Source organism: Microbacterium sp. (genome assembly GCF_035687345.1).
Lineage (GTDB): Bacteria > Actinomycetota > Actinomycetes > Actinomycetales > Microbacteriaceae > Microbacterium.
Genome location: NZ_DASRXZ010000134.1, coordinates 48,226 through 70,608, shown reverse-complemented (window position 1 = coordinate 70,608; position 22,383 = coordinate 48,226). Strand labels below are relative to the sequence as shown.

The 22,383-nt window shown below is 71.7% G+C and carries 18 protein-coding genes; 9 read left to right on the top strand and 9 right to left on the bottom strand.

From position 1 onward, the window contains the following. The coding region (locus VFF97_RS16130; protein WP_325034524.1) for a CHAT domain-containing protein at positions 1–1,129 on the top strand (1,129 nt) is incomplete at its 5' end. 239 nt (positions 1,130–1,368) lie between these two features. Here VFF97_RS16130 and VFF97_RS16125 read toward each other — a convergent pair. Further along, positions 1,369–2,178 carry a LysR family substrate-binding domain-containing protein gene (locus VFF97_RS16125; RefSeq protein ID WP_325034523.1) on the bottom strand — a complete coding sequence of 270 codons (810 nt, stop codon included), beginning with the start codon at positions 2,176–2,178 and terminating at the stop codon, positions 1,369–1,371. On the opposite strand from VFF97_RS16125, the gene VFF97_RS16120 reads away from it, so the two are divergent. Continuing rightward, the gene (locus VFF97_RS16120) at positions 2,177–2,575 is read left to right on the top strand and encodes a DUF1304 domain-containing protein (protein WP_325034522.1); all 399 of its coding nucleotides are present in this window, start codon (positions 2,177–2,179) and stop codon (positions 2,573–2,575) included. The genes VFF97_RS16125 and VFF97_RS16120 overlap by 2 nt on opposite strands. 91 nt (positions 2,576–2,666) lie before the next feature. Here the strand turns inward: VFF97_RS16120 and VFF97_RS16115 are convergent, their stop codons facing one another. The 3 genes from VFF97_RS16115 to VFF97_RS16105 all read right to left on the bottom strand — a co-directional run bounded on the left by VFF97_RS16115 (position 2,667) and on the right by VFF97_RS16105 (position 8,921). Next, on the bottom strand, positions 2,667–3,074 hold the full coding sequence (locus VFF97_RS16115; protein WP_325034521.1) for a transferase: 408 nt from the start codon (positions 3,072–3,074) through the stop codon (positions 2,667–2,669). 110 nt (positions 3,075–3,184) lie between these two features. Then, positions 3,185–3,970 carry a DNA-formamidopyrimidine glycosylase family protein gene (locus VFF97_RS16110; RefSeq protein WP_325034520.1) on the bottom strand — a complete coding sequence of 262 codons (786 nt, stop codon included), beginning with the start codon at positions 3,968–3,970 and terminating at the stop codon, positions 3,185–3,187. Beyond that, positions 3,963–8,921, bottom strand: a complete 4,959-nt coding sequence (locus tag VFF97_RS16105) for an Lhr family ATP-dependent helicase (RefSeq protein WP_325034519.1) — start codon at positions 8,919–8,921, stop codon at positions 3,963–3,965. The genes VFF97_RS16110 and VFF97_RS16105 overlap by 8 nt, the downstream gene beginning before the upstream one ends. A 135-nt stretch (positions 8,922–9,056) precedes the next feature. Between VFF97_RS16105 and VFF97_RS16100 the strand changes: the two genes are divergently transcribed. Together VFF97_RS16100 and VFF97_RS16095 are read left to right on the top strand one after the other, a co-directional pair. Continuing rightward, a complete protein-coding gene (locus VFF97_RS16100; protein ID WP_325034518.1) occupies positions 9,057–9,485 on the top strand; it encodes a DUF1801 domain-containing protein in 429 nt (142 codons plus the stop codon). Between the two features lie 87 nt (positions 9,486–9,572). Further along, on the top strand, positions 9,573–9,980 hold the full coding sequence (locus VFF97_RS16095; RefSeq protein ID WP_325034517.1) for a GreA/GreB family elongation factor: 408 nt from the start codon (positions 9,573–9,575) through the stop codon (positions 9,978–9,980). A 50-nt stretch (positions 9,981–10,030) separates the two neighbouring features. Here the strand turns inward: VFF97_RS16095 and VFF97_RS16090 are convergent, their stop codons facing one another. Next, positions 10,031–11,698 (bottom strand): ABC-F family ATP-binding cassette domain-containing protein, encoded by a 1,668-nt coding sequence (locus tag VFF97_RS16090; protein WP_325034516.1) that lies wholly within the window; start codon positions 11,696–11,698, stop codon positions 10,031–10,033. Positions 11,699–12,045: 347 nt separating this feature from the next. Between VFF97_RS16090 and VFF97_RS16085 the strand changes: the two genes are divergently transcribed. After that, the gene (locus tag VFF97_RS16085; RefSeq protein WP_325034515.1) at positions 12,046–12,999 is read left to right on the top strand and encodes a 1-phosphofructokinase family hexose kinase; all 954 of its coding nucleotides are present in this window, start codon (positions 12,046–12,048) and stop codon (positions 12,997–12,999) included. Between the two features lie 2 nt (positions 13,000–13,001). Here VFF97_RS16085 and VFF97_RS16080 read toward each other — a convergent pair whose 3' ends face one another. After that, on the bottom strand, positions 13,002–13,694 hold the full coding sequence (locus tag VFF97_RS16080; RefSeq protein WP_325034514.1) for an alpha/beta hydrolase: 693 nt from the start codon (positions 13,692–13,694) through the stop codon (positions 13,002–13,004). Between the two features lie 82 nt (positions 13,695–13,776). On the opposite strand from VFF97_RS16080, the gene VFF97_RS16075 reads away from it, so the two are divergent. Both VFF97_RS16075 and VFF97_RS16070 read left to right on the top strand, forming a co-directional pair. Further along, on the top strand, positions 13,777–14,364 hold the full coding sequence (locus VFF97_RS16075; protein ID WP_325034513.1) for an NUDIX hydrolase family protein: 588 nt from the start codon (positions 13,777–13,779) through the stop codon (positions 14,362–14,364). Positions 14,365–14,635: 271 nt separating this feature from the next. Continuing rightward, the gene (locus VFF97_RS16070) at positions 14,636–16,351 is read left to right on the top strand and encodes a DivIVA domain-containing protein (protein ID WP_325034512.1); all 1,716 of its coding nucleotides are present in this window, start codon (positions 14,636–14,638) and stop codon (positions 16,349–16,351) included. Positions 16,352–16,419: 68 nt separating this feature from the next. Here VFF97_RS16070 and VFF97_RS16065 read toward each other — a convergent pair whose 3' ends face one another. Further along, positions 16,420–17,493 (bottom strand): low specificity L-threonine aldolase, encoded by a 1,074-nt coding sequence (locus VFF97_RS16065; protein ID WP_325034511.1) that lies wholly within the window; start codon positions 17,491–17,493, stop codon positions 16,420–16,422. A gap of 69 nt (positions 17,494–17,562) precedes the next feature. Here VFF97_RS16065 and VFF97_RS16060 point away from each other — a divergent pair, with 69 nt between their 5' ends. Further along, positions 17,563–19,131 (top strand): MFS transporter, encoded by a 1,569-nt coding sequence (locus VFF97_RS16060; protein WP_414684280.1) that lies wholly within the window; start codon positions 17,563–17,565, stop codon positions 19,129–19,131. 9 nt (positions 19,132–19,140) lie between these two features. Further along, positions 19,141–20,259 carry a kelch repeat-containing protein gene (locus VFF97_RS16055; protein ID WP_325034510.1) on the top strand — a complete coding sequence of 373 codons (1,119 nt, stop codon included), beginning with the start codon at positions 19,141–19,143 and terminating at the stop codon, positions 20,257–20,259. 12 nt (positions 20,260–20,271) lie between these two features. Here the strand turns inward: VFF97_RS16055 and VFF97_RS16050 are convergent, their stop codons facing one another. Beyond that, complete coding sequence (locus VFF97_RS16050) at positions 20,272–20,943, bottom strand: SDR family oxidoreductase (RefSeq protein ID WP_325034509.1); 672 nt, start codon at positions 20,941–20,943, stop codon at positions 20,272–20,274. Next, a complete protein-coding gene (locus tag VFF97_RS16045; protein ID WP_325034508.1) occupies positions 20,936–22,354 on the bottom strand; it encodes a DUF6421 family protein in 1,419 nt (472 codons plus the stop codon). The genes VFF97_RS16050 and VFF97_RS16045 overlap by 8 nt, the downstream gene beginning before the upstream one ends. Between the last annotated feature and the right edge of the window lie 29 nt (positions 22,355–22,383).

Genomic DNA, 22,383 nt, shown 5'->3' with positions numbered 1-22,383 from the left:
TCCGCCGCGCGACCCGGAGCTCGCCGCCGAGCTGGCGGAGCTGCGCGTGCTGCGCGCGGAGCAGTCCGACGGTGACTGGCTCGGCGAGGGCCGGGCGGCGCAGCTCCGCGACAGCATCCGCGAGCGCCAGTGGTCGCGCGTCGGGGGAGGCCCCCAGCGCGTCGCGCTCGATGACGTGCAGAGCGCGTTGACACCCCGCGAGGCGGTGATCTCGATCGTCTTCGACGGGCGGGGCCTGAGCGGTGTCGTGGCGACAGGGTCGTCGCGTGCCATCGTGCCCCTCGACTGGGACGGCGTCCGCGCCGCCTTGAAGGGCCTGCGCGCCGACCTCGACATGTCCGCATCGCTCATCGCCGGGCCTCTGGCGGGCGTCGTGCGCGATGCGCTCGACGGTCGCCTCGCCCGTCTGTCGCGGCTGCTCCTCGCGCCCACGCTCCGCGCCGCGGGCGACGTCGATCGCGTCGTGATCACGACGCCCGGCGTGCTCGCGGGGATCCCGTGGATGATGCTCCCCGATGCGGCGGGGCGCGCGATCACGCTCGCGCCCTCTGTGTCGTTCTGGGTGACCTGGCGCTCCGCGCCCGCGGGCGCCCGGTCATCCGCGGGCTTCGTTGTCGGTCCGCGCGTGGCGCGCGGCGACGAGGAGACCGATGCCGCGGCCCGCTCCTGGCCGAGTGCCCGAATCGTGCGCGGAAGGGAGGCGGACGCCGCATCCGTCACCGACCTCGCCGCACACGTCGACGTGCTGCACATCGCCGCCCACGGCCACCACGCCGTGGACAACCCCATGTTCTCCGGTCTTGAACTCGCCGATGGGACGCTCTTCGGCTACGACATCGACCTCATCCCGCGGATCCCCGACACGGTCGTGCTCTCGGCGTGCGAGGTGGGGCGGTCGTCCGTGCGGTGGGGCGAGGAGGCGATCGGCATGACACGCATCTGGCTGCACGCGGGAACTCGGTGCGTCATCGCTGCGCCGGTCGTGGTCGCCGATGACGTCGCCTGCGAGCTGCTCGGCGCGATGCACGAGGGGCTCGCGGCGGGCGTCCCGCCGGCTGTCGCGCTCGCCGAGGCATCCGCCCGTACCGGGCTCGTCGCCCCGTTCCAAGCCCACGGAGCGGGATTCTGAAGAGATTTCCGACCTCGATGTATCAAGCGCCCGGGGAGGCGCTCCGACATCGTGGAACGACGCTTGCATGGAGCCTCGGCCAGGCTCCGTCTGGGGATGCGTTGCGATCGACTGGGGGTGCCGGGTTCGGGAATGCCATGGCACTCGGTCGCGAAGGCGCCGATCCGAGGGGGGTGCCGCAGGGGTCAGGCGGCGGCGCCCCCTTCTTCTGTGCTTCTGCGCGGCCTCTCTGCGACGGGTCAGCGAGACGAGTTCGCCGTGCGGCCGCGCACGATTCCGACGAATGTGTCGACGAGCGGGGTCGTCCTGTCGGCGGGCCACGCGAGGGCGACGGTCGATGTCGGGCCGTCGCGAAGCGGGCGATGCTCGACGTCACGGCGGTGGTGCAGGCGCGCGAGCGACATCGGCACGATGACGATGCCGACGCCTGCCGCGACGGTCGCGATCGCCTGCTCGGTGTCGTCCGGCGGATCGAATGACGCCGCGGCGGCGCCCGGCACCTCGACGCGGAGGACGTCGTCGCGCGGGACGATCACGACCTCACCCGCGAGGTCGTCGAGCTCGAGCACGTCGGCGGCGGTCAGGTGGGACTCCTTCGACACGACGACGACAGGCACCTCGTCGTACAGCGGGAGGACGTGGAGACCCTCGCGATCCATCGGCAGACGCACGAGGGCGGCGTCGAGGGGTGGTTCCTCCGCGTCGGGGTCCCGCGGCGCCAGCAGCTCATCCCGCTGCGTCGCGACCGAGATGTGCCGGAGCTCGAGCGGGACCTCGGGCACGCGCTCCCGCCACGTCGCGATCCACTTGCCCGGAGTCGCGCCGGCGATGGCCCCGAGCGTGAAACGGGCGGGCCGGATCGGCTCTTCGGCGGCCTCAGGTGCCGTCCTCGGCCGGTTTCGGCGCGGCGCTTTCACGGAGGGCTTGCCCTTCGCGCCGGAACGAGCCGCCGGCGGCCGCCGCCCTCGCCCCGAACCGCGCCCACGCGCGCCGGAGCCGCCGCCCTTCGCCATGTCGCCAGCGTAGCCCGGGCGGTATCGTTCGCTCATGGTGCCGATCCTCGCCACGGCGTTCGCCGCGCTCGCGGCCCTCCTGCACGTGTACATCTTCGTGATGGAGAGCGTGCAGTGGACGCAGCCTCGCATCTGGAAGCGCTTCGGCGTCCCCGACCAGGCGACCGCGGATGCGACGAAGCCGATGGCGTACAACCAGGGCTTCTACAACCTGTTCCTCGCGATCGGCGCGATCCTCGGCATCGTCCTGTTCTGGGCCGGAGACGCCGGCACCGTCGCCGGCATCGCGGGCCGCACGCTCGTGCTCTTCAGCCTCGGCTCGATGGTCGCGGCCGCGCTGGTGCTCGTCACGACGGGCTCGAAGTACATGCGGGCGGCTCTCATCCAGGGCACGCTGCCGCTCATCGGATTCGTGCTCTTCCTGTTCGCGTGACGCGGCTTCGGAGGCATGCGAAACGCTCGCCCAGCCTCGGCCCTCCCGGACCGTTCGCTGAGCGAGCGAAAGCGAGATGAAGCGGCTGCCGTCAGGCGGCCAGTCGCAGACCGCGACGGTCGGTGGCGACCCTCTCGCCGTCGGCGATCGTCTCGTCGTCGCCGATGAGCGAACCGACGGCGACGCGTGCGCCGCTTCCGACGTGAGTGCGAACACCGATCTTCGCGCCGGCGCCGATAGCGGCACCGGGACCGATGTGCGCGTGGGGGGCGATCTGCGCGTCGGGGCCGATGACGGCATCCGTCTCGACCCAGGCTCCGCGTCCGACGTGCGCGCCGGCGGCGATGTGCACACCGGGCTCGACGTACGCGCCGGCCTCGACAACGGCGCTCGGGTGCACCTTCGCGCCGTTCGCGATCAAGCCACGACCGTTGACATGCTTGCGATACCGCAGGATCTCACCGCGGTCGTTCTCGATGTCGACGTAGTTCTTGCCCACATTCCCCTCCTGCGGCACCATTCGATGCCACGTGGGAGATAACGGAATCCCGGCCTGATTCATTCCCTCGCAACGATTCGATGCGCAGATTTCCGCGCTGACCCGGGGTCTTACGGTTGGCAGCGCGGACACCAGAAGACGTTGCGCTCGCGGGTCGGATCCGCGCCGAGCGAGCCGCGCCGGATGAGGGTCCCGCAGCGGCGGCACGGGCGACCGTCGCGGCCGTACACCCACGTCGTCCGCCCGGGGCGCGTGTCGCCGGTGAACGTGCGGTCGCGGCGGTCGCGATTGGCGCGGATCATGCGGGCACCGAGGTCGACGGCGGCTGCGGCATCCGTCTGGTTCGCGGGGGTGTCGGGGCGGATGCCGCGCACGAACAGGATCTCGTTGACGTACTCGTTGCCGAATCCGGCGACGTTCCGCTGGTCCTGCAGGGCGACGTGCATCGCACGCGTGTCCGCGGCGATGCGCCGCGCGGCCTCGGCGGGATCCCAGTCGTCCGAGAGGGGGTCGGGGCCGAGATACCCGACGAGGGTCTCCTCTTCGGAGGTCGGCACGAGCGCGATCTCGGCCAGGTCGAAGCCCACGGTCTCAGCGCCGCCGCGTGGTCCTTCGGCGGAGACGACGGCGCGTGCCTTGAACGACGGCTTCCGCCAGCGCTCGCCGGGACGGTAGACGTGCCACTCGCCCTCCATCTTGAGGTGCGTGTGCAGCGTCCAGTCGCCGATGCGGTGCAGCAGATGCTTGCCGCGCGCGACCACGTCGTGCACCGTCTCGCCGCGCAGGTCGGCGGCGGCGACTCGCGGCACACGCAACTCGAATCGCGTGACGGTGCCACCCGCGAGGGCGTCGTCGAGCCGCCGCGCAGTGCGATGGACGGTGTCGCCCTCAGGCATCCGTCCGCGCCCCGGTCATCGCCGACGCCCGTTCGCGTCGCAACGTGAGTCCGCGCGGCGATTCGACGAATCCCGCGTCGCGCAAAGCGCGGCCGACCGCCGTGCCGTAGACGAACGCCCCGTTGACCTGCTCGATCGTGAGGGTGTCGAGCCCGCGGCGCCGAGCCGTGTCGGCGAGGCTCTTCGTCGCCGCCTGCAGCCGTGCCTCGTCGTCGGTGAACGCCAGCGCGGACTTGCCGCCGCGTTCGAGATAGAGCGTGAGAACGCCGTCGACGAGCACGACGAGCCCGCCCGCCTTGCGCCCGGGACGGTGCGACACGCCTTCGAGCGCCGGCCACGGGAGGGCCGCACCGTACGGGTTGGCGGGGTCGGTCGCTGCGAGCGTGATCGCGGCGAGGGGTGGCGGGTCGGCGACCGCGGCGAACTCGCGCAGCCGATCGATGGTGGCGGATGCCGCGAACTGCGCCGCCCCGAGCTTCTCGATGAGGTATCCCCGGCGGCAGTGCCCGGCCTCCTCGAATCCGGCGAGCACGCGGTATACCTGCGCGAACCCGCCCGGAACGCCCTCTGACTGAACGGATCCACGCGTGACGACGCCGTACCTGTCGAGGAGCAGGCTCCCCGCGGCCGTCGCGCGGAGCGCCGCATCCGGCTCGGGTTCGGGGAGCAGCGACCAGCGTCCGCCGATCGAGGGAGGTCGCGGTGGGGCGCTCGAGGCCACGCGCGCGAGCGTCGCGCCGCGGTACATGCGCCCGCGCGGCGTGCGCCGCGAGACCCGGTGCGCCTGGGAGCCCTGACCGATGAGCGTGCGGACGGGGGCGAACGTGTCGTTCGTGACGCGACCCGACCACGTGAGGTTCCACAGCGCCTCGACGACGGACTGCTCGTTCTCGGCATCCGCGAGCTGGCGCAGCTGCGCGGCGAAGTATGCGCCGCCGGCGCGCAGCATCTCGACGATGCGCTCCTCGAGACTGCCGGCCGCCGGTGCGAGCTCGTCGTCGGGCGGCGCGATCGTGAGGGTGACGGCGTCGGCGGGGTGGAGCGCGATCCAGCCGTCGCGTCCGGGCAGGGCGCCGTGGCCCGACCAGATGACCTCGCCGCTCGCCGTGAGCTCGTCGAGATACGTGGGGGAGTAGTCGGCGACACGCGACGGGAGGATGAGCGACTCCCACGCGCTCGCCGGGATGGGCACGCCCGCGAGCTGCTCGATGACCGCGGCCACGCCGTCGATGCCCTCGAGCGGACGCGTGACGTGCTGCCACACCGGCAGGAACCGCGCGAACGCGTCGGGCGGCACGGGCTCGACGCTGCCCCGGATCGCGGCGAGCGAGCGCATGCGCAGGCGACGAAGCACTTCCGAGTCGCACCACTCCGTCTCATCGGCGGTGCCGTCCTGCGCGGGGGTCGTCGTCGGCTCGGGCAGGAAGAACCCGCTCGCGATGCGCCCCTGCGATTCGAGCCGCTGGAGCGTCTGCCGCGCGACCGCGACGCCGATGCCGAGGCGGTCCGCGACGGCGGTCGCCGCGAACGGACCGTGCGTGCGCGCGAAGCGTGCGACGAGGTCGCCCATCGGGTCGGCGACCGGTTCGACGAACGCCGTCGGCACGCCGATGGGGAGCGCGACGCCGAGTGCGTCGCGCAGACGCCCGGCATCTTCGATCGCCGCGTATCGGGCGACGCCGGCGATCGTGACGGCGATCGCGCGCTTGCTCTGCACGAGCGCGTCGAGGTGTGCGGATGCCTCGGCCTCCGTCGCAGAGGGAGTGTCCGTCGCCGGGCGGCCACTCTCCGCGGGCTGCGAATCCGGCTCGGGCTCTCGGTCGGGGGAACTCGACTCGGGGACCTCGTCCGCTCCCCGTTCCGCGACCTGCCCGTCGGGTGACTCCGCCTGCAGCCGCGCGGCGACCTCGGCCGCGTCAAGCGGCCCGAGCATCCGCAGCAGGTCGGCGACGCCCTCGACGCCGCGCACGCGCCGGTCGGGTGCCAGGCGCTGGGCCTCGCGCTCGAACTGGGCGATCACGTCGGGGTCGAGCAGCTCGCGCATCTCGACCTTGCCGAGCAAATCGCTCAAGAGGGCAGGGTCGACCGAGAGCGCGGCCGCGCGGCGTTCGGCGAGCGGCGAGTCGCCCTCGTACATGAACGCACCGACGTATCCGAACAGCAGATCGCGCGCGAACGGCGACGGCTGCGCGGTCGTCACCTCGATGAGCCGGATGCGGCGGTCCCCGATATCGCGCGCGATGCGCAGCAGCGACGGCACGTCGTAGACGTCCTGCAGAACCTCGCGGAGGGTCTCGAGGATGATCGGGAAGGTCGGGTATCGTCGTGCGACCTCGAGCAGTTGGGCCGAGCGCTGCCGCTGCTGCCACAGCGGACTGCGGCGGTTGGGGTTCGTGCGGGGGAGCAGGAGCGCCCGCGCGGCGCACTCGCGGAACCTCGAGGCGAACAGCGCCGATCCGCCGACCTCTTCGGTCACGATCTGCTCGAGCTCGTCGGGTTCGAAGACGAACAGCTCGGCGCCCGGCGGTTCGGCCGTGGCATCCGGAACCCTCGCGATGATCCCGTCGTCGCTCGCGACCGCGGATCCTTCGACCCCGAGCCGCTCGCGAATCCGCGCGTTGACGGCGAGCGCCCACGGGGCATGGACCTGCATGCCGTACGGGGAATGCAGGATCACGCGCCAGTCGCCGACCTCGTCGCGGCCGCGTTCGACCGTCAGCGTGCGGTCGGTCGGGAGCGTGCCCGTCGCCTCGCGCTGCTCGGCGAGGTAGGAGAGGAGGTTCCCGATCGCGTTCTCGTCGAGCCCGGACTCGCGCAGTCGCTCGATCGCCTTCTCAGCGGGTGCCGACGACACCTCGCGCGAGAACTTCCCGAGGGCTTCGCCCAGCTCCGCCGGGCGCCCGATGCCGTCGCCGTGCCAGAACGGCACCTTGCCCGGCTGCCCGAACGCGGGCACGACGTTCACGCGATCGTGCGTGATCTCGACGATGCGCCAGCTCGTGGTGCCGAGCGTGAACACGTCGTTGACGCGCGACTCGTACACCATCTCCTCGTCGAGCTCGCCGACCCGCGCGTTGCGGCTCTCGCCGGCGACGTACACGCCGAACAGGCCGCGGTCGGGAATCGTGCCGCCGCTCGTGACGGCGATCCGCTGCGCACCGGGCCGGCCGAGGAGCACGCCCTGGTCGCGGTCCCACACGACGCGCGGCCGCAACTCGGCGAACTCGTCGGAGGGGAAGCGTCCTGCGAGCAAGTCGAGCGTCGCCTCGTACGCCGACCGCGGCAGCGTGCGGAACGGCGCGCTGCGCTTCACCGTCTCGTACCAGCCCTCGACATCGAGCGGGCCGACGGAGGATGCGGCGACCGTCTGCTGCGCGAGGATGTCGAGCGGGTTCTGCGGCACCGCGATCGCCTCGATCTGCCCCGCGAGCATGCGCTCGGTGACGATCGCGGTGTGGAGCACGTCACCGCGGTGCTTCGGGAAGAGCGCGGCGCGGCTCACCTCGCCGACCTGATGGCCGGCTCGGCCGACTCGCTGCAGACCGGATGCCGCAGACGGCGGCGCCTCGACCTGGATCACGAGGTCGACGGCGCCCATGTCGATGCCGAGCTCGAGGCTGCTCGTCGCGACGACGCACTTGAGCACCCCGGACTTGAGCTCGTCCTCGACGATCGCCCGCTGTTCCTTCGACACCGATCCGTGGTGCGCCTTCGCGAGCACAGGCGGCGCCCCGGCGGTCGCACCGGCCTGCGCCATCATCGCCGCGGGCGGAGGCTGCCTCGACTCGGTCCCTGAGCTCGCGGAAGAGAGGCCGAGACGCTCCGCGTAGATCTCGTTGAGGCGTCCCGTCAACCGCTCGGCGAGGCGTCGCGAGTTCGCGAACACGATCGTGGACCGGTGCTGGAGGATGCGGTCGACGATCGCCTCTTCGACATGCGGCCACACAGAGCCCGTGATCTCGGTCGCCGAGGGTGCGCGCGAACTGGATCCGTCGGAGAACCAGTCCTCGGGGTCGGGCTCGGGAGCGCCGCGCCTCCTCTCGCGCGCTTCGCGTCCTCCCTCGGCACCCGGGGAGGCGGCCCCGTCGCCATCCGCCTCCGCGGGCGCCCACGCATCCGCATCGACACCTGGCGGGGGTGGCGGGTTGCTCAGGTCGTCGATCGGGACGACCACCCGCAGATCGAACGCCTTCGTCGCGCGCGGCGCGACGATCTCGACCGGCTGCGCCCCACCCAGGAACCGCGCGACCTCGTCGATGGGGCGGACCGTCGCCGAGAGCCCGATGCGTTGGACGGGTGCGAAGTCCGCGAGCCCCGCCGACTCGGCGAACCCGCGCCGCAGGTCGTCGAGCCGCTCGAGGCTGACCGCGAGGTGCGCGCCGCGCTTGGTGGCTGCGACCGCGTGGACCTCATCGACGATGACCGTGTGAACGCCGCGCAGGGTGTCGCCCGCCTGACTCGTGAGCATGAGGTACAGCGACTCGGGCGTCGTGATGAGGATGTCGGGCGGATCCGCGACGAGCTTGCGCCGGTCGCTCGACGTCGTGTCGCCCGAGCGCACGCCGACCGAGACATCCGGCACGGCGATCCCCAAGCGCCGCGCCGATTGGCCGATGCCGACGAGAGGGGAGCGCAGGTTGCGCTCGACGTCGACGCCGAGGGCCTTGAGCGGGGAGATGTACAGGACCCGTGTGGCCGAATCCGTGCGGCGAGCGCGCCCCCGGCCCGTGGGCTGCGGCGCAGGGGTCACCTGCTTCTCATGGAAGATGCGGTCGATCGCCCACAGGAACGCCGAGAGCGTCTTGCCCGACCCGGTCGGGGCGACGACGAGCGCGTGCTTGCCGGCCGAGATCGCCTTCCACGCGCCCACCTGGGCGTCGGTCGGCCGCGCGAAGGCGCCACGGAACCAGTCCTGCGTGGCAGGACCGAACCGTTCGAGCACGTCGCCCACGCATCCATCTTGGTCGCCCCCGGCGACATCGGGGCAGGGGTTGCGCGATGCCCAGCGGGATCCCAGCGGCACGGCCGCGCCGCGCCGCGGCATCCGGTTCTGGCCATCCCGGCCTCGCCGGGCGGACAATGGGGCATGGCCGAGATCAAGACCAAGCCCACGGATGCCGACGTCCGCGAGTTCCTCGAGGGCGTGACCCCCGCGAAGCGGCGAGAGGACGGGCTGGCGCTCGCCGAGATCTTCCGCGAGGTGACGGGCGAGGACCCCGTGATGTGGGGTCCGTCGATGGTGGGCTACGGCGCCTACCGCTACGTGTCGCCCGCCGACCCGCGTACGCGCGGCGACTGGCCGAAGGCGGCGTTCTCGCCGCGCAAGGCGCAGCTGTCGCTGTACGGGCTCAAGGATCTGCCCGAGGGCGCCGCGCTGCTGCCGAAGCTCGGGACCTACACCGAGGGCGCCGGGTGCGTGTACGTGAAGAAGCTCGAGGACGTCGACGTCGACGTCCTGCGGCGGCTCATCGCGATCGCGTGGTCTCGCGGGGACGACCCCGTGCCCGGGGAGTAGGCCGTTCGCCTGCGCTGGCCTTTCTCACGGAGTGGGACTAGGCTAGGAGGTTCTTTGCCGCTTCCGGCCAAAGAGGAGGAGTCGACGATGAGCAACGTGACGGAACCCGTCTGGATGACCCCCGCGACGCTGGCGTCGCTCGAAGAGGAGCTCGCCGAGCTCGTCGCGCAGCCCGACGCCGACCAGGCCCGCGTCATCGAGCTGCGCGAGCTCATCCGCCGCGCCGTCGTCGGCCCGAAGCCCGACGACGGGCTGGTCGAGCCCGGCATGATCGTGTCGGTCCGCTTCGAGGCGGACGGCTCGGTCGAGAGGTTCCTGCTCGGCAGCCGCGAGCTCGTGCGCAACGACCAGGGCGTCGACCTCGACGTCTACTCGCCGACGTCCCCACTCGGCGCCGCGATCAGCGGCCGGCACGTCGGCGACACGGTCACCTACACGGCACCCTCGGGCGCCTCGCTCACGGTGACGATCCTCGAGACGCATCCGTTCGGCTGAGGCTTGCGGGCGCGGCACCCGGATCGCATGGATCCGGATGCCGCGCTGTGTCACCTCTCGGTGAGCATCCCGTCGGCGCCGAGCTCGAGCACGAGATCGACCCCGAGCCGTTCGAGGAACACGTCGTCGTGGCTCACCACGAGGACGGCTCCGCGATAGGAGGCCAGCGCGCCGACGAGCTGGTCGACCGTGTCGAGGTCGAGGTTGTTCGTCGGCTCGTCGAGCACGAGCAGCTGCGGAGGCGGATCGGCCAGCAGCAGCCGTGCGAGAGCGACGCGGAATCGCTCGCCGCCCGACAGTGTGCCGACCGGTCTCTCCACCGTGGCGCCCCTGATGAGGAACCGCGCGAGGCGGTTGCGCAGCTCGACCGTGCCGATGCTCTGCGCGACGGCCGCGACGTTCTCGAGCACGGATGCCCCGTCGTCGAGCCCGTCGATGCGCTGCGGCAGGTAGCCGATGCGGTCGGTGTGAGCGACCGCGCGTGAAAGCGCCGGGCCGAACTGGCGTTCAGCCCCTCCTACAGCCCCCGCCGAGCCCATCGAGCCCGGCGGATTCACCGCGCTCCCGACCAGACGCTCCAGCAGGGTCGTCTTGCCGACCCCGTTCGGACCGATCAGCGCGACGCGCTCGGGCCCCTGCACGATCCAGGAGTGGCGGGCGTCGCTGATCGTCGCGATGCGGCGACCCGAGGGCACGCCCGGGTCGGGCAGGTCGATCTTGACGATCGCGTCGTCGCGCACGCGCCGCTCGGCGGCGTCGAGCGCCTCGCGGGCGGTCGCCTCGCGATCGGCCTTCTCCCCGCGGAGCTTGCCCGCCGACACCTGGGCCGCGCGCTTCCTGGCGTTCATGACGATCCTCGGCTCGCGTTTCTCGGCGTAGGCCTTCTGACCCATCTGCCTGCGGCGCGAGATCGTGGTCTCGGCCTCGATGCGCTGGCGCTTCTCGCGGCGCAGCGCCTGGGCGGCGGCGCGCTCGGCCTGGCGGGCGGCGTCCTGCTCGGTCTCGAGCCACACCCTCCATTCGGAGTACGGGCCGCCGAACACGGAGAGCTCGTTCGCGTAGAGCTCCGCGGTCTCGTCCATGAGGTCGAGCAGCGCGACGTCGTGACTCACCACGATCAGCGTGCCCCGCCACGAGCGCACCATGTCGTACAGACGTGCGCGCGCGTCGCGGTCGAGGTTGTTCGTCGGCTCGTCGAGCAGCGCGATGGGTGCGCGTTCGCCGGCAGACCGCAGGCGGATGCCCGCGATCGCGGTGAGCACGGCTTCGCCGCCCGACAGCTCGCCGACGCGGCGGTCGAGCATCTCGGGCGCGAGCCCCGCCTCGGCGAGGGCGGCGTGCGCCCGCGCCTCGACGTCCCAGTCCGTCCCGACCGCGTCGAAGTGACGTGGGTCGGCGTCTCCGGCCTCGATCGCCCGCAGCGCGCGCAGCGCGTCGCCGATTCCGAGCACGTCGAACACCGGTCGGTCGACGTCGAGCGTCAGCCGCTGCGGCAGGTATGCGGCGTCCGCCCCCGCCTCGATGCGACCCGAGGTGGGTGCGAGCTCGCGGGCGATGAGCCGGAGCAGCGTGGACTTGCCGGCGCCGTTGCGGCCGACGAGACCCGTGCGCCGAGAGCCGAACGCTCCCGAGACGTCGGTGAGTGCGGCCGTGCCGTCGGGCCACGTGAACGACACGCGGTCGAGCACGACAGAGGGTGTGAGGGTGTTGGTGGTCATGGGGTCTCCTTCGTCAGTCAGGCGCTGACGTCGGAGTCCACGAGGGCCCACGGATGCCGGGCATGCAGAAGCCCGGCGGAGGGCGTGAGATCGACGGTCAGCGCGGTGCGGTTTTCAGCGGCGCGCGGACACGTCGAAGGTGGCTGCGGAAGCGGCCATCCGGTTCCTGAGCCGCAGCCGGAGGCTGCGTGTCGAAGGATCGACGGATCAGCGCGGAATCACTGCGCGTTCGCGACGATCTCTGTCACTGTCTTTCCTCACGCTCGGGACAAGGACGCGGGCCAGCCTAGCGGACATCCGCGTCCGATGGTCTGTGAGTCGCCTGCGCGCCGCCCTAGCATGAGCGCATGGCCGACCCGGTGCGAGCCCATGATCCGATCCTGACGGTGACGCCCAACCCTGCGCTGGACGTGAGCACGTCCACCCCACGGATCATCCCCGAGGAGAAGCTGCGCTGCGGGCCCACGCGCTTGGATCCGGGCGGCGGCGGCATCAACGTGTCACGTGTCGTGCGCAACCTCGGCGGGCGCTCCACCGCCCTCTACACCGCGGGCGGTCCGACGGGCCACGCGTACCGCGAGCTCCTCGAGCGCGAGGGGATCATGGGGCGCGTCGTCCGCATCAAGGGCAGCACGCGCGAGAGCTTCACCGTCGACGAGACCTCGACCGGCGAGCAGTTCCGCTTCGTCCTGCAGGGGCCGCACCTGTCGGAGCCCGAGTGGCGCGCGCTCCTGTCGGCCGTCGTCGACGACCTGCCCGTCGGCGGGTACCTCGTCGCGAGCGGCAGCCTGCCGCCGGGCGTCCCCGTCGACTTCTACGGGCGGCTGGCCCGCATCGCGCGGGACCACGGATCGCGGTGCATCGTCGACGCAGCGGATGCCGCGCTCCGTGCGGCCCTCGACGAAGGCGTCTTCCTCGTGAAGCCCAGCCGTCACGAGCTCGCGGAACTCGTGAAGGCCCCCGTCGAGGACGACCCGCAGCTGGAGGCCGCGGCGCGCACGCTCATCGCCGACGGGCGCACCGAGATCGTCGCGCTCACGCTCGGCGGTGCGGGCGCCGTGCTCGTGACCGCCGACGACACGTGGCGCCTGCCCACCCCGAAGGTCGCCGTCCAGAGCACCGTCGGCGCGGGCGACAGCTTCCTCGGCGCGTTCGTGCTGCGCCTCGCCGAGGGGCGCACGCCGCGCGAGGCGTTCCGCACCGCGGTCGCGGCGGGCTCGGCGACGGCGGCGCTGCCGGCAACGGGGCTGTGCACGGCCGATGCGGTCGCCGAGCTCGAGGGGCAGCTGCCCGACGTGTGACGTCAGCCGCCGTCGCCCGGGCTTCCGGGGGCGGGCGGGGTCGCCGCATCCGCCAGTCTCTTCTCGAGGAAGACGCGCACGTCGGCCAGCTCCTGCTCCGACACGCTGTGGGTCAGGCCGGGGTAGACGCGGCCGCTCAGGTCGACGTGATCGGGCAGCCACTGCGTCGTGTGCTCGACGAGCGCCGCCGGGATCACGTCGTCGTGCGTGCCTCGACCCCAGAACACGGGCGGCTTCACCTCGGCGAGCTCGGCGTCGCGGGGCAGGTCGCCGGGCGTCGCGTAGCCGCTGAGGTTCAGCGCGTACGCGAAGCGCCGAGGGTCGAGGCGCAGCGCCTGAAGGGACACCGCGCCTCCTTGCGAGAAGCCGAGGAGACCGACGGATGCCGCACCCGGCGCATGCGCGTCGACCCACTCGATCACCGCCTGCGCCGCGGCCGTCACGTGCGATGGGTCGCGCCCGTCGAGTCCGTCGATCGGGTACCACGACCGCCCCGGCATGGGCCACGGCGGGGTGAGAGGTGCGGCGAGGCTCACGACGGCGAGCGTTTCGGGGAGGTATTCGCGCAGGCCGTAGAGGTCGTGCTCGTCGGCCCCGTAGCCATGGAGGAGCAGGAGCAGATGCCGGCCCGCGACGTCGGCGGGCTCGACCGACCACAGCGCGGCGTCTGCGTCGAGGATGAGCGACTCCGGCATGCCCTCATCCTGCCACCGCGCGTCGACACGGCGACCGCACGCGCGTCGGGCGGGGCGAGGGGCGAAGGGGTATACAGGAGACATGGCCGTGCGAACCCCCGACCCCGAACCCGCGGGCGACGACCCGTTCGGACCGCCCAAGGGGAACGTCTCGAACCCGGCGTGGCTGAGCGAGATCGAGCTCGCCGAGGCGCGCCGGCGGCTTCCGATGCTGTACGTCGAGGCCGTCCCCGTGCGCACGGACGGCATGGGGCAGGTCGTCGAGGTCGGCATCCTCCTGCGGGCGACGCCCGTCGGCGAGATCGTGCGCACGATCGTGTCGGGGCGCGTCCGCTACGGCGAGACGATCCGCGACGCCCTGTTCCGCCATCTGGAGAACGATCTCGGCCCGATGGCCTTCCCGCTGCTGCCTCCGCAGCCGGTGCCGTTCACGGTCGCGGAGTACTTCCCGCTGCCCGGTGTGAGCCCCTTCCACGACGACCGTCAGCACGCCGTGTCGCTCGCGTTCGTGGTGCCCGTCACGGGCACGTGCGAGCCGCGCCAGGACGCCCTCGAGGTCACGTGGCTGACCCCCGAAGAGGCGTCGTCCGACGCGCTCGCCGCCGAGATGGAGGGCGGCCGGGGCACGTTGGTGAGGCTCGCTCTCGCGAGCGTCGGCGCGCTCCGCTGACGAGAAGAGGCGGATGCCGCAACCCCCGCGCGGCGAGGGTGGGCGTCATCCTTCCCCATGGGGTCTGGACCGCATCGCCGCGACGGGTATGATTCCCCACAAACCCGAGGCGCACACCGCGCCGAAACCCGGTGTCGTCGCACGTCCACGCGACGCCTCCCGCCGCGCTCGCGGCCACCGTCACCCACTGGGCGCCACGAGCGGTGGGCGCGTCCGTGCTCGGCGCGCGCCGCTCATCCCCCCACAGCAGCAGAACAGAAGCGAGAGTCACATGTCGGATCAGCAGGTGCCGGGCCTCGAGGCCGGCGGCGACGAGACGAGCCCGTTCGACGAGCTCATCGGCGGTGACACCGTGCCCGCCACGGGAACGTCTTTCACGACGGTGTTCCGAGGCTACGACAAGGACGAGGTCGACGCCGCGATCGCCCGCCTCACGGCGCGTCTTCGCGCCGGAGGCGACGAGATCGCGTTCCTCGAGGAACGCTACCGCCGCGTGACCGAGGCGGCGAACTCGCAGAGCCGCGAGGCCGTCGAGCAGCTCGAGGCCGAGTACGAGGCGCGTCTCGAAGAGGCAGAGGGCCGCGCACGCGACGCCCTCGAGAAGATGAAGGCCGCCCTCACCGCCGCGAACGCGCGGGCGGCGAAGGCCGAGCAGCGCCTGCAGACCGAGGTCGCAAGCGCGACGAACGAGACACGCGAGACGATCCAGCGCCTCGAGGCCGAGCTCACCGCCGCGAACGCCCGCGCCGCGAAGGCCGAGCAGCGCATCGCGACGCTCACCGAGGAGCTCGTCGAGCACGGTCAGGGCACCGACCGTCCGCAGTTCGAAGAGATCCTGCGCGTCGCCGAGGAGCAGGCGAGCCAGATCATCCGCAACGCGAGCGTCCAGGCCGACCGTCTGCTCGAAGCCGCGCGCGAGGAGGTCGTCAACCGCCGTCGCGAGATGCAGGCCGAGGCTGACGGCATCCGCGCGCAGGCCGAGAGCGACGCGCAGCAGGCACGCCTGCGCATCGAGACCGAGCTCATGGCGCACCAGGCGCGCCTCGAGCGCGAGGCGGCGCACGCGGCCGAGAAGGTGTCGCAGGCCGAGCAGGAGGCCGCGGCGATCCGCAGCGAGGCCGAGAAGGGCGCGGCCGCGCTGCGCTCGATGGTCGCGCGCGAGACGTCGCAGATGCGCGCCGAGGCCGAAGAGGCCGTGCGTGAGCTCCGGATGCGCGCCCTCGAGTTCGAGGAGTCGCTCACGCGGCGCCAGGACGACGCGCAGCAGGAGTTCCTCATGCTCCACAACCAGGCCGTCGCCCACGCCGAGCGCATCACGCAGGACGCGAACGAGCAGGTCGCCGCGTCGCTCGAGCACGCCCAGCGCGTCGCCGCGAAGGCGGACGACTTCGACCGCCTCATGCGCGCGCAGGCGCAGCAGCTCGAGGCCGACGCGAACCTGCGCGCCCGTGAGGTGCTCGACCGTGCACGCGCCAAGGCGGAGCGCATCATCGAGACCGTCACGGCGCACTCGCAGGCCGTGCTGCGCGACGCCGAGGACCGCACGCGCCAGCTCCGCTGGCAGCAGCACCAGCTCATGAGCTTCATGGCCGAGGTCAAGGAACTCATCCGCCCCGACATGCCGATCGGCGACGCCGACCTCGCCGCCTTCGGCGACGTCGAGCCGGCCGAGGGGTCGAGCGAGTCGGAGCCGACCGCCGACGAGGTGTCGGTCGAGGAACACCAGGACGCGCCGGAGGACGACGCTCAGGGTGGTAGCCCCGCCGGCGACGCGCCGCAGGAGGCGGCGACGGAGGAGCAGCCGGCCGGCGAGGCCGACGCGGAGGAGCACGGCTCCGAAGACTCCGAGGATCGGGCCGAAGGCGAGACGACCGAGGTGGCGCAGCTCGTGCACGCCGAGGGCGAGCACGCCGAGGGCGAGCAGCACGACGACCACCACGACGCCGGCGACGCCCACGAAGGCGACCGCGACGAGACGGCGGCCTGACCACCGCTCGAACGGACGAAACGGATGCCGCGCGCCCCGAGGGCCGCGGCATCCGTCGTCTTATGGCCTCAGGCCGCCGACGCGGTCTCGCGCGCGATCGCGGCGAGGAACGCGTCGATGTCGTCCTCGGTCGTGTCGAACGAGCACATCCAGCGGACCTCGTTGCGCGCGGCGTCCCAGTCGTAGAACCGGAACGACTCGCGCAGCCTGTCGGCCACGCCGTCGGGCAGCGTCGCGAACACGCCGTTCGCCTGCGTCTCCTGCGTGAAGCCGACACCGCGGATCGATCCGTTCGCGAGGCCGGCCTCGATGCCGGCGCGCAGGCGCTGCGCCATCGCGTTCGAGTGGCGTGCGTTGCGCAGCCACAGGTCGCCCTCGAGCAGCGCGATGAGCTGCGCCGACACGAAGCGCATCTTCGACGAGAGCTGCATGTTGAGCTTGCGCAGGTACGTGAGACCCGCGGATGCCTCGGGGTTCAGCACGACGACCGCCTCGGCGCCCATCGCGCCGTTCTTGGTGCCGCCGAAGCTCAGGACGTCGACGCCGACATCGCGTGTGAACGCGCGCAGCGGGAGGTCGAGCGACGCCGCCGCGTTCGCGATGCGCGCGCCGTCGACGTGCAGGTGCATGCCGAGCGGGTGGATGTGGTCGGCGATCGCGCGGATCTCGTCGGGCGTGTAGAGCGTGCCGAGCTCGGTCGACTGCGTGATCGAGACGACGAGCGGCTGCGCGCGGTGCTCGTCGCCCCAGCCCCACGCCTCGCGGTCGATGAGCTCCGGGGTGAGCTTGCCGTCGTCGGTCGGGACGTTGAGGATCTTGATGCCCGCGACCCGCTCGGGCGCACCGCCCTCGTCGACGTTGATGTGCGCCGTCGATGCCGCCACGACCGCGCCCCAGCGGGGGAGCATCGACTGCAGCCCGGTGACGTTCGCGCCCGTGCCGTTGAAGACCGGGAACGCCTCGACCCCCTCGCCGAAGTGGTGCGCGAACACCTCCTGCAGGCGCTCGGTGTAGACGTCTTCGCCGTACGCCACCTGGTGCCCGTCGTTCGCGGCGGCGATCGCCGCGAGCACCTCGGGATGGATGCCGGAGTAGTTGTCGGATGCGAAGCCGCGGATGCTCGCGTCGTGGATCGGAGTCACGGGTTCCCAATCTAGTCGACGCCGGGCTCGGGGTTTTCTGTGTCGGAGGTGCGGCGTAGGTTCGTCGCCATGTCATCTGACACCCCCGGCCTCTCCACGGGTGCGCAGCGCACGATCGTGCCGCCGCCCAACGGCATGCGCACCTTCTTCCAGGTGCTCGTCAACACCGCCGCCGCGAACGTCACGACCAGCTTCCTCTGGTTCGCTCTGACGTTCTGGGTGTACCTCGAGACGAAGTCGGTGCTCGCCACCGGCATCGTCGGCGGCACCTACATGCTGCTCGTCGCGGTGTTCTCGATGGTGTTCGGCACGCTCGTCGACCGCCACCGCAAGCAGCGCGTCATGATCTTCTCGAGCCTCGTCACGCTCGCGTCGTTCCTCGTCGCCGGCGCGCTGTACCTCGCCCAACCCGAGTCGGTGCTCGTCGACATCACCGGTCCGTGGTTCTGGCTGTTCACGGGCATCATCCTGTTCGGCGCGGTCATCGAGAACCTGCGCAACATCGCGCTGTCGACGACGGTGACGCTCCTCGTGCCCGTCGAACGCCACGCCAACGCGAACGGCATGGTCGGCACCGTCCAGGGCGTCGCGTTCGTCGTGACGAGCGTGTTCTCGGGGCTCTCCGTCGGCTTTCTCGGAATGGGCGGAACGCTCGTCATCGCGCTGGTCGCCACGGCGATCGCCTTCCTGCACCTGCTGACGTTCCGCATCCCCGAAGACCAGCCCGATCCCAACGAGAACCGCGCCAAGGCCTTCGACTTCCGCGGCAGCATCCGTGCGGTCCGGGCCGTGAAGGGTCTGTTCGCACTGATCCTGTTCTCGACCTTCAACAACTTCATCGGCGGCGCGTACATCGCCCTCATGGACCCGTACGGTCTGACGCTGTTCACGGTGCAGTGGTGGGGCGTCGTCCTCGGCATCACGGCGACGGGCTTCATCGTGGGCGGACTCGTCGTCGCGAAGTGGGGCCTGGGCAAGAACCCGATCCGCACGCTGCTGCTGGTCGTCATCACGATGGGCGTGCTCGGCGCGCTCTTCACGATCCGCGAGTGGTCGTGGCTGTACATCGTGGGCATCTACGTCTACATGGCGATCATCCCGGCCGCCGAGGCGGCCGAGCAGACGGTCATCCAGAAGGTCGTCCCCTTCCGCCGACAGGGCCGGGTGTTCGGCTTCGCGGCCGCGATCGAGTCCGCCACGGCGCCCATCACGGCGTTCCTCATCGCACCGATCGCGGAGTTCCTCATCATCCCGTACATGGAGTCCGACAGCGGTCGCGCGACGTGGGGCTGGCTGCTCGGCGAAGGCGAGGCCCGCGGCATCGCCCTCATCTTCCTGTTCGCGGGGCTCATCCTCGTGGTCGTCGGGTTCCTCGCGTTCCTCACGCCCTCGTACCGCATCCTCTCCGAGGAGTACCAGCAGGGCGTCGCCGAGGCCGAGACGGAGGGCGACAACGGCGCCGAGGCAGAGACGGATGCACCGTCCGACGGCGATGACGGCGATGAGGGCCGGCCGACCGCCGCAACGGCTGAAGCGGATGCCTCGCCCAACGGCGCGCCCGCCGGGCCGATCGACGTGGGTCCGCCCTCGACGAAGGACGTCATCGGAGGCGTGGTCGACGGTCAGCGGCGCGCGTAGCCTGGCCCCATGAGGCCGTCGAGGGCGGCCGTCCTCATGGCGGCGGCCGCCGCCGTGCTCACGGGGTGCACCGCCGAATCCGCGTCCGACCCGGGACCGCGAGTCGTGGAGTCGCCCGCGGGCATCCCCGCGGAGCTCGCGGCGCGGGCGGCGCACACCATGACGCCGCTGCTCGACGGCAGTCTGCTCGTGGTGGGCGGGTGCGTCACCGACGGCTGCGGCACGGCGACGCGTGACAGCTGGATCATCGAGGGGCGGGATGCCCGGCCGACGACGTCGCTCAACTACGTGCGCGACGCCCACAGTGCGACCCTGCTGGCGGACGGTCGGGTGGTCGTCGCGGGCGGGTTCGCCGCGGAGGGCACACCGGCGCTCGACACGGTCGAGATCTACGACCCCGAGACAGCGCGGTGGGCGGAGGTCGCCGCGCTCACGACGGGCCGCGGATCGCACGGCGCGGCCCTGCTGGGCGACGGCACCGTCCTCATCGCCGGGGGCTGGGCGAGGACGGGCGGCTTCACCGCGACGACGGAGATCTTCGACCCGCTGACGGCGACGTTCCGTCCCGGGCCGGAGCTCCCGATGCCCGTGGCGGGGGTCGGTGCCGCGTCGCTTCCGGACGGGTGCGCCCTCCTCGCCGGGGGAGAGAGGGAGTCGGGCGTGCCGACCGACTCGGCCGTCACGGTGTGCCCGGACGGGACCGTCACCGAGGTGGGTCCGCTCCTCGAGGCCCGGTTCAAGCACGCGACCGTCCCGCTCGCCTCAGGTGACGTGCTCATCGTCGGCGGCACCAGCGACGACCGCGAGCTGCTGCCCTCGACCGAGATCTTCGACGCCGAGTCGCAGACCTTCCGCCCCGGACCGCAGCTCACGGTCGGGCGCTACAAGCTCGGAGCGGCGGTTCTCCCCGACGGCCGCGTGGCAGTCGCGGGCGGAGCGCCGGGCGTCGAGCTGATCGACGTCGCATCGGGCGCCAGCACGCTCGTCGACGCCGCACAGCACACGGTCGCGTCGTTCTCGACGCTCGGCGTGACCGGCGGGGTGCTCGTCGTGCTGGGTGGATACGACGAGTCGATCGACCTCACGCGCGTGGGCCTCGCGATCGACCTCGCGCAACTCCCCAGGTGAGTGTGCTGTGCTTCAGTCTGCGGGGAGCGTGATGACCGTGTCGTTGATGGACGCCGCATCCGCGTCCCACAGCCTCACGAACGCATCCGCGACGGTGTCTTCGAGCCCATCGAGGGCCTTCACACGGAAGATCACGGCCGCGGCGCGCAGCGGCTCGTCCGCGTCGCGCGCCGCCTTCGCGAACCCGTGCGCGACCGCGCGCGTCCACGCCTCGCTCGCGGCCTTGACCGCCGCGTAGTTCGCGCCGCCGGCGAGCGGCCGGGTGACCGCGGTCGACGACACGATCGCGAGGCGTCCTGCGGCGGACGCCCGCAGGTCGTCGTCGAACGTGCGGGTCACATGCCGCAGCGCCGTGAACGACCCCTCGAGGAAGCGGTAATCATCCTCCGTCTGCCCCGAGAGGCCTCCGCCCCCGCGCCAGCCGCCGACGAGGTGGAACAGTCCGTCGATGCGACCCTCGGTCTCGTGCACCCGCTCGGCGAGGGACTGGACGGCCGCGGCATCCGTGAGATCGCACACCTCTGTGCGCACGCCCGGAACCGCCTCGGCGAGCCGGTCGAGCTTCTCGGGATCGCGGCCGACCGCGACCGCCCGCGCACCCGCCCCAGCCAGGGCGCGGGCGGCCGCAAGGCCGCTGGCGCTCGTCGCCCCGGCGATGAGCACCAGCCGCCCCGTGTCAGGCATCGGTTCCCCGGATGCCCGACGTCGACTCGATCACGGGGCGCATCTTCTTCTCGAGAGCCTCGTAGAACATCGACAGGGGGAACTCGTCGTCGAGCACGGCGTCGGTGTAGCCCTTCGGTGGTCCGGCGAGGATCTCGTCGGGAAGCCCGCGCGCCCACTGCGACGCGGGGTTCGGCTCGAGCACCGACCGCACCAGGTCGTACGCCGCGAGCCAGTGCGCCGTCTTGGGGCGGTCGATCGAACGCCAGTAGAGCTCGTCGATCTCGTCGCCGAGGGCCACGACGGCCGCGGGGACCTCGTCCCAGTCGAAGGCGAGCGCCGTATCGGTCCAGTGCAGCACGCGGCGCTGGTGCAGCCACGCGAACAGCAGCTGACCCCCGAGACCGTCGTAGTTGCGCACACGCGAGCCGGTGATGGCGAAGCGGAAGATGCGGTCGAAGATGACCGCGTACTGCACGAGCCTCGCGTGCTCGAGCATCTCGGTCTCCGTCGGCGTGAGGTCGTCACGGGCCGAAAGCCGCTTCTCGATCGCGACGCACTCGCGGAACGCCGTCAGATCGCAGCGCAACTCCTCGAGCGAGTACAGGAAGTACGGCATCCGCTGCTTGATCATGAACGGGTCGAACGGCAGATCGCCGCGCATGTGCGTGCGGTCGTGGATGATGTCCCACATCACGAACGTCTTCTCGGCGAGCGTCTGGTCCTCGAGCATGCGGGCCGCCTCGGCGGGCAGCTCCAGTTTCGTGATCTCGGCCGCCGCGCGGACGACGCGCCGGTAGCGGGCGGCCTCGCGGTCTTGGAAGATCGCGCCCCACGTGAACGTGGGGATCTCGCGCATCGCGACCGTCTCGGGGAACAGCACGGCCGAGTTCGTGTCGTAGCCCGGCGTGAAGTCGATGAGCCGCAGCGACACGAACAGCTTGTTGCCGTAGTCGCCCGCCTCGAGCTCGGCGATGAAGTCGGGCCAGATCACCTCGACGAGGACGGCCTCGACATACCGGTTGCGGGAACCGTTCTGGGTGTACATCGGGAAGACGACGAGATGACGGATGCCGTCGACCCGGTGCTGCTGAGGCTGGAAAGCAACGAGCGAGTCGTAGAAATCGGGCACCCCGAAACCGCTGTCGGCCCAGCGCTCGAAGTCGTGCATCGACGCGGCGAGGTACTCGGCGTCGTGCGGGAAGCGCGGGGAGAGCTCGCGGATCGCCGCGACGATCGTCTCGACGCACGTGCGCGCCTCGGCGTGGTCCGCTTCGTTCGGGACGGAGCCGTCCTGTGCCTGAATCGCCTGCAGCGCGGTGGCCGCGTCTTTGAGGCGCAGCCACGCGGCGGAGTTCTCGACGCCCGCCGCGTCCTCGACGACCTCGGGCTCTCCGATGATGGACTTCGCGTGGTGCGCCGTCGTTGACACTGGGAACCTCCGATCCTGAGGACTCGTTG

Bases quoted from the DNA above. Each gene is read 5' to 3' on its own strand.
- VFF97_RS16110 (WP_325034520.1), bottom strand. From the start codon at position 3,970: ATGCCTGAGGGCGACACCGTCCATCGCACTGCGCGGCGGCTCGACGAC.
- VFF97_RS16080 (WP_325034514.1), bottom strand. From the start codon at position 13,694: ATGCCGGAGTCGCTCATCCTCGACGCAGACGCCGCGCTGTGGTCGGTC.
- VFF97_RS16075 (WP_325034513.1), top strand. From the start codon at position 13,777: ATGGCCGTGCGAACCCCCGACCCCGAACCCGCGGGCGACGACCCGTTC.
- VFF97_RS16120 (WP_325034522.1), top strand. From the start codon at position 2,177: ATGGTGCCGATCCTCGCCACGGCGTTCGCCGCGCTCGCGGCCCTCCTG.
- VFF97_RS16090 (WP_325034516.1), bottom strand. From the start codon at position 11,698: ATGACCACCAACACCCTCACACCCTCTGTCGTGCTCGACCGCGTGTCG.
- VFF97_RS16050 (WP_325034509.1), bottom strand. From the start codon at position 20,943: ATGCCTGACACGGGGCGGCTGGTGCTCATCGCCGGGGCGACGAGCGCC.
- VFF97_RS16100 (WP_325034518.1), top strand. From the start codon at position 9,057: ATGGCCGAGATCAAGACCAAGCCCACGGATGCCGACGTCCGCGAGTTC.
- VFF97_RS16060 (WP_414684280.1), top strand. From the start codon at position 17,563: ATGTCATCTGACACCCCCGGCCTCTCCACGGGTGCGCAGCGCACGATC.
- VFF97_RS16085 (WP_325034515.1), top strand. From the start codon at position 12,046: ATGGCCGACCCGGTGCGAGCCCATGATCCGATCCTGACGGTGACGCCC.
- VFF97_RS16070 (WP_325034512.1), top strand. From the start codon at position 14,636: ATGTCGGATCAGCAGGTGCCGGGCCTCGAGGCCGGCGGCGACGAGACG.
- VFF97_RS16095 (WP_325034517.1), top strand. From the start codon at position 9,573: ATGAGCAACGTGACGGAACCCGTCTGGATGACCCCCGCGACGCTGGCG.
- VFF97_RS16125 (WP_325034523.1), bottom strand. From the start codon at position 2,178: ATGAGCGAACGATACCGCCCGGGCTACGCTGGCGACATGGCGAAGGGC.
- VFF97_RS16055 (WP_325034510.1), top strand. From the start codon at position 19,141: ATGAGGCCGTCGAGGGCGGCCGTCCTCATGGCGGCGGCCGCCGCCGTG.